Genomic DNA, 6,621 nt, shown 5'->3' with positions numbered 1-6,621 from the left:
AACCCGGCCAGGGCCGCGAAGCGGCCTGAGGGGTTTTACTGTCCGCTTGCACACCCTTGCCGGGAAAATAGTCCCTCCCGCCGGATGTAGGGGCGGCCTGCAGGCCGCCCGTGGTACGTTCCCCTACCCCAACACCTTGCGGGCAACAAAAAACACGGCGGGGTCAAGACCCCGCCGTGAGCATATCCCGGAAGGTAATCCCTTCCGGCTTAATTCAGCACTTGTCCCTGCTATCGGCTCTTATGGACAATAAAAATATGTGTATCACCCTTTCTTTGCAAAGAAAGGACTAAAGAAACTCCAGATAAAAAGGCACGGGTATACACCCATGCCTTCTTTGGTGAAAATTCTTTTGGTTCTTTTCTTATAAGAAAAGAATGATACCTGCATGATCAAGGTGCGGGCAGCGTGTACACCGTCGTATTGATATAGGCGGTGAGGATGCCAAAAATTACAGGCCCAAGGTACAGATTACTGGTGGCATTATAAAGCTTGCGGTTGATGATCGTACCGGAAATCGCCATGATGATCATGTAGGAAAGCATCATGTAAGCCTTCCAATTTCCAGAATCTCCAAATCCCTGCCCGTTGGCAGCCATGCTCACATAATATACCGAGACAACAACGATCGTTCCCAAAACGTTACAAAGTACGCAGATCAGCAGGTTGACCCATTCCGGCATCCCCTTGAAACGGTTGCAGCCGTTCATGATCAGCGAGTTGATACACCAGTACAGAACGAAGAAGGGAACATAGCACAGGGTGATCCGCAAATGAGACCACTGGATCGTCGCCAGCGTCAGATCAAGAAGGCGGAAATCGACCTTGAAGAAATAGTCGGCGATCCAGACGACACAGCCAGCCAGCAACAGGGTGCGGCCGATATTCGGCAGCGTGATTTTCAGATGATAATCAGAAAGGCGAGCACCGTTCTTTTTGTGGATCAGGAAGAAGAAAAGGAAAAACATTGCCAACAGGAACAGCGCACTGAACATCAGCCAGACCACGTTATTGTTGGCTACACCGTACACAAAAACGCCGCTGGAACTGCCGGTACCGGTGAGAGAAAAAATCTTGCTGGTTTGCTGCATCAGGATGGGGGACATGATGGGCGGCACAAAACCTCCGATGAGCGAAGCAACAATAAAAATCGTCCAGTCTTTCCGGGTTTTCAGGCCGGAAGTTGGGGCATCTGCCGGATTCTTGAGTGCCGAAAATACCGGAATATTCAACATAAGAAGTGCAACAGGCACGACCATGGCAAGAATCGCCAAAAAGCCCAGTGCCGAGAAGGCCATCAGAACCATATAATTTTGCTCAGAAGGGTCGATGGGGTTGGGCGCTTCCACAGCTTGCATAAAGAAGCTTACTGTATTCTGCGTAAACAGAGGGCTATAAACGCCAAAAGCATGGGTAGAATCAGAGGGATTATAGACAACGCGGGCATTTCCATCAGCAAAACTGCCGTAGACGTGGCCTATTTCAATTTTGGCATTGGGGTCTGTCATTTCGGCTTCCGAAAAAGTACCCGGTACGCCCAGGTTGATAAACTCTTTCATCTCCGTTTTTACACTGAGATCTCCGGGCCAATACCCTTCCACCGGTTGGAAGCCGATACGGGAATAAGGATCGTACAAACCGGCTCCAAAACCAATGCTGACACCTGTGACGACATTTTCGAAGGATGGCGGCGGTGGGGCCAGCACAAGAGCTGCGCGGAACTTCTGAACGTATTGGTCAGGATGATTGCGCTGCAGTTCGCCGTATTCATTTAAGACCACCAGTGTATTATTACCGCCTTTGGAGTAGCCTCCGATGGAGATATTCTCTTTGTCGATGTAGTCCAGGTTGTCATACACATAGTCGATCAGTTCACTGAAACCGAACGTAGTAGAATTACCCACTGCTTCATCAGAATGACCGGCAGAAAGCAGGTCCGGCACAAAAACTGCATAGCCACGACGGGATAATTCGTGCGCCACACCACGCCAGATCTCTGCGGTATTGTCGTTACCAGGGCTGTAAATAACGGCAGGGACCGGCGAGTTTTCGGATGCGGTGATGGGCCGGTATTCCAGAAAGCGCACGGTCTGGCCTTTGGGGGTAATGAACTTTTGATCCTTGACCAGAACATTGCCGTTGTCCGTCAACATTTGGCGTGTGCCAACCATGCTCACCAGGCACAATACCAGGCAAACAGCCAGGGCAATCAGACAATTGCGTGTAAGGGACCGTTTTTTCATGGATGTTTTCTCTCCTTTCCTGGAACGGTTTTTTCTGCCTGCAGAAAGATTTAAGGGAAATGCGATGTTGTAAAATGCCGGTATTAAAACGTTTTAATTATCTGCATTGTACTGTACTTTAGTCAAACTGTCAATTATACGGAATCGTTTTACTTCGCTTTTGAACAAAACGCACAATAAACATGTGAGATTTTGGTATAAATCTCAAATTGACATTCGATATCATTTTGCTAAGCTTGTTATAGGTACGATAAAACGTTTATATTGCAGGAGGTGACGAAAGTTGGAGTCCAAAATAACAGACGTGGCGCGTATGGCGGGGGTGTCTATTGCTACAGTTTCCAATGTGATCAATGGGACGCGTCCTGTACGACCGGAAACAAGGCAGCGTGTTATGGCAGCGATTGAAAAATTAAAATATATGCCGGATAACTCTGCCCGCCATTTTAAAACAGGTAAAAAATCGACCATCGGGTTTATTGTGCCCGACATCTGCAATACGTTTTTCCCAACGCTTGTGGAAGCGCTCGAGGAGATCCTGGGGTGCAATCACTATGATCTGATCGTGGCCAATACGCATGAGAATGTTCAGCGGGAAGCCGAGCATCTGCAAAGACTATCTTCTGGGATCGTGGATGCCCTGATTGTGGCAAGCTGTTTTGAATCCTACGCCGACCTTTCCACCTGTATTCCGGCCGGCTTTCCTGTTGTACTGATCGACCGTCTCCCCATCAACAGCCAATGCGATACGGTCCGTGCCGATTCCTATGAAGCGATTCTGGAAAGCATAGAATATCTGATCGCCCATGGGCACAAGAAAATTGGTATGCTGGCTTGGCAAGAAAATCTGAGTACAACCAAAGAGAGGGTAGCAGCCTACCGACACGCAGCGAAAATGTATTCTTTCCCGCCTGTTATTCGATATGTAGGGATTGATAGCGGGGTAGCCTGTGCTGCAGAAGAACTGATGGAAGAACACTGCACAGCACTTTTGATTGGAAACAGCAAACTGTATGTTGAATTGATGCGCCTGGAAAGCGCCGTGAATTATCATCCGGCTGTGGTGAGTTTTAGTGATACACCGGAATACGAACATCTTTTCCGTGGTGTGCCGATTATAAAACAGCCTACACAAAAAATCGGACATTTGGCAGGAAGAATGATTCTGGAAAGGCTCCAATACCCAAAGTCCCGTACAAGAAGAAATGTGTTGCCTTGTGTTTTTCAGCACCCCGAGGGGAATCTATAATGTAAATTCATGCGTGTTTTGATTGCAGTAGAAACTGCAGTGGAAGTCCTTTTGAAGGTGCTGCGCGACCGGTTCCTCTACGATGGGAGCCTTTGACGGGCAGTAGAGTAAAGCCTCCCCTCCCAGGGGAGGTGTCTGCGAAGCAGACGGAAGGGTTCTGCACCTCCCGCCAGACGCTCCCATTCCGCAAAAACACCCCTTCCCCGTCAGATGTTCCATCATTCCACAAATCATGTATCTGTTTTTTCTTCTCTCTTCATTCTTTTCTTATAAGAAAAGAACCAAAAGAATTTTTAACCAAAAAGGCATGGGTGTACACCCATGCCTTTTTATAGAGAGTTTCTTTGGTCCTTTCTTTGCAAAGAAAGGACACCCCCAACGCCCCCCGCGCCGCGCACGCTCTGCACGAACTGGCGCGGCGTCTGGCCGTACTCGGTCTTGAACGCCCGGTAAAAGTTCGCGTAATCGCCAAACCCGCAGTACTGGCACACCTGGCTCGGCGGCACGCCCCCCGCCAAAAGCTGCTTGGCGTTGATAAGCCGTTTCTGCAAAATATAACGGTGTACCGTCGTACCAACCTGCGCGTCGAACTTGCGCAGCAGGTGATACTTGCTGATGAAAAACCGCGCCGCCAGCTCGTCCAGCGTCAGCGGTTCGCTGAAATGCTCGTTGATGTAATGCAATACCGCGTCCACCGCCTCGTCGCTGGCGCCCGCGGGGCCGCTGTCGCTGCGCTCCTCGGCCGTGCGGTTCAGGCCCACCAGCAGTTCCACCAGCGCGCCCTGCGCCAGAAGGTCGCTGCCGTACGCCCGCGAGGTCCGCTGCTTGTACAGCCGCTCCACCTCCGCGCGAAGCTGCGCCCCCACCGCGCCGCCCGGCCGCAGCAGGTTCGTGTGGGTGGGCACGCTGGTGTCAAAACAGCGGGTCAGGCTGGTGCGCGGGGTCGAAAGCCCCTCCAGATACGGCCGCGCCACCCACAGCACGATGCGCTCATAGGTATCGTCGGGGCCGATGCGCGCCTGGTGCAGTTCCAGCGGGCTGACCAGCATCCAGTCGCCCGGCCGCATACGGAAAATTTTGTTCTCCACGATATATTCCACCCGGCCGCGCAGCAGCAGGTAGATCTCGTAAAAATCGTGGTGGTGCAGGTCCACCTCGTTCATGTAGGTGGACCGGTACCGATAGATCTCGTAGTCCGGCTCCACCATCGTCTGCCGCCCGGTATAGGGATTGTACGCCGGTTTTGCCATGTTGCACCTCCCTGGCCTGCCCCGCGGGCCCCGCCTTTTACACTACTTTAATAGTTTACCGCAATTATTGCAATCTTTCAAGCAATATCGGCCATTTTCTTGTGAAAAATTGCAGCGTATACTGTAGGCAGCAGGGTGGCACAGGGCCGCCCCCATTCCCATGCACACAAAGGAGCGTTTCATGATGCAGATGAATGCAACTTCCCTCACCGCGCACAAAGCCGAATGGGAAAAACTGGGCGTCAAACTGCCCGCTTTCGACCACGCCGCCATGACCGCCGCCACCAAGGCCCACCCCGTCTGGGTCCACTTCGGCGCGGGCAACATCTTCCGCGGTTTCATCGCCGCGCTGCAGCAGCGCCTGCTCAATGAGGGGCTGGCCGACCGCGGCATCATCGCGGCCGACACCTTCGACTATGACATCATCGACAAGATCTACACCCCCTACGACAACCTGACCATGATGGTCACGCTGAACCCCGACGGCACCACCAGCCGCGAGATCATCGGCTCGGTGGCCGAGGCCCTGCGCGCCGATTCCTCCGACGCGGCCATGATGGCCCGCTTCAAGGAGATCTTCACCGATCCCGGCCTGCAGATGATCTCTTTCACCATCACCGAGAAAGGCTACGCCCTTTACCGTCCCGACGGCAGCCTGATGCCGGTGGTCCAGGCCGACATGGACGAAGGCCCCGCCCACGCCCGCCACGCCATGAGCCTGGTGGCCGCGCTGCTGTATGAGCGTTTCCAGGCGGGCGCCGCGCCGCTGGCCGTCGTCAGCATGGACAACTGCTCCCACAACGGCGAAAAGCTGCGTGCCAGCGTGATGGCCGTGGCCGAAGCCTGGCAGAAGAAGGGCTTTGTGGGGCAGGACTTCCTGGACTACCTCAACGACGAGAAGAAGATCGCCTTCCCCTGGTCGATGATCGACAAGATCACCCCGCGCCCGCACCAGATGGTGGAAGAATCGCTGGCGAAGGACGGCATCGAGGGCATGGCGCCCATCGTCACTTCCAAGAACACCTACATCGCGGCTTTCGTCAACGCCGAGCGCCCGCAGTATCTGGTGGTCGAGGACAAGTTCCCCAACGGCCGCCCGCCGCTGGAGAAGGCCGGCGTCTACCTGACCGACCGCGACACGGTGAACAAGACCGAGCGCATGAAGGTCACCACCTGCCTGAACCCGCTGCACACGGCCATGAGCGTGTACGGCTGCATGCTGGGCTACACGCTGATCTGCGACGAGATGAAGGACGCCGACATCGTGGCGCTCATCAAGCGGCTGGGCTACGTCGAGGGCCTGCCGGTGGTCGTGGACCCCGGCATCCTGGACCCCAAAGCGTTCATTGACGAGGTCGTGGGCCAGCGCCTGCCCAACCCCTTCATGCCGGACGCGCCGCAGCGCATCGCCACCGACACGTCCCAGAAGGTGGGCATCCGCTTTGGCGAGACCATCAAGAGCTACATCGCGGAAGGCCGCGACCTGAACACGCTGGTATCCATCCCGCTGGCGCTGGCCGGCTGGCTGCGTTACCTGCTGGCGGTGGACGACGAGGGCAAGGCGTTTGAAGTTTCGGCCGACCCGCTGAAGGACGACCTGCAGGCGAAGCTGGCGGGCATCGAAGTGGGCAAGCCGGAGACGTATCAGGGCCAGCTCAAGGGCATCCTGAGCAATGCGTCCATCTTCGGCGTGGACCTGACCGCCACGCCGCTGGCTGCGAAGATCGAGGAATACTTCGTGGCCGAACTGGCGGGCCCCGGCGCGGTGCGCAAGACGCTGCACGAGGCGCTAGCCTGAGGCAACGGGAGCACTCAACCTTGCAACCTTATGGTGGGGAAACTTTTTCACGCGGCAACGCGCTTAAAGGCTCCCCTACCA

Annotated in this window: 4 protein-coding genes; 2 read left to right on the top strand and 2 right to left on the bottom strand. The window is 54.6% G+C overall.

What is annotated here, in order from left to right; genetic code table 11:
- Window positions 1-392: 392 nt before the first annotated feature.
- Window positions 393-2,243 (bottom strand): alpha/beta fold hydrolase, encoded by a 1,851-nt coding sequence (locus Q0526_RS08645; RefSeq protein WP_298732564.1) that lies wholly within the window; start codon window positions 2,241-2,243, stop codon window positions 393-395.
- Between the two features lie 283 nt (window positions 2,244-2,526).
- On the opposite strand from Q0526_RS08645, the gene Q0526_RS08640 reads away from it, so the two are divergent.
- On the top strand, window positions 2,527-3,492 hold the full coding sequence (locus tag Q0526_RS08640; RefSeq protein ID WP_298732562.1) for a LacI family DNA-binding transcriptional regulator: 966 nt from the start codon (window positions 2,527-2,529) through the stop codon (window positions 3,490-3,492).
- Between the two features lie 329 nt (window positions 3,493-3,821).
- On the opposite strand, the gene Q0526_RS08635 is transcribed toward Q0526_RS08640, so the two are convergent.
- Window positions 3,822-4,742 carry an AraC family transcriptional regulator gene (locus Q0526_RS08635; protein WP_298732560.1) on the bottom strand — a complete coding sequence of 307 codons (921 nt, stop codon included), beginning with the start codon at window positions 4,740-4,742 and terminating at the stop codon, window positions 3,822-3,824.
- Window positions 4,743-4,926: 184 nt separating this feature from the next.
- Between Q0526_RS08635 and Q0526_RS08630 the strand changes: the two genes are divergently transcribed.
- Complete coding sequence (locus Q0526_RS08630) at window positions 4,927-6,540, top strand: mannitol dehydrogenase family protein (RefSeq protein ID WP_298732566.1); 1,614 nt, start codon at window positions 4,927-4,929, stop codon at window positions 6,538-6,540.
- Window positions 6,541-6,621 lie beyond the last annotated feature (81 nt).

The sequence above is a fragment of the uncultured Subdoligranulum sp. genome, from assembly GCF_937890665.1.
Note: the sequence above shows the minus strand (reverse complement) of the source record. Positions and strands in the feature narration are given on the sequence as shown.

Excerpts from the sequence above, each read along its gene's own strand:
- Q0526_RS08630 (WP_298732566.1), top strand. The coding sequence starts at position 4,927 with ATGCAGATGAATGCAACTTCCCTCACCGCGCACAAAGCCGAATGGGAA.
- Q0526_RS08645 (WP_298732564.1), bottom strand. The coding sequence starts at position 2,243 with ATGAAAAAACGGTCCCTTACACGCAATTGTCTGATTGCCCTGGCTGTT.
- Q0526_RS08635 (WP_298732560.1), bottom strand. The coding sequence starts at position 4,742 with ATGGCAAAACCGGCGTACAATCCCTATACCGGGCGGCAGACGATGGTG.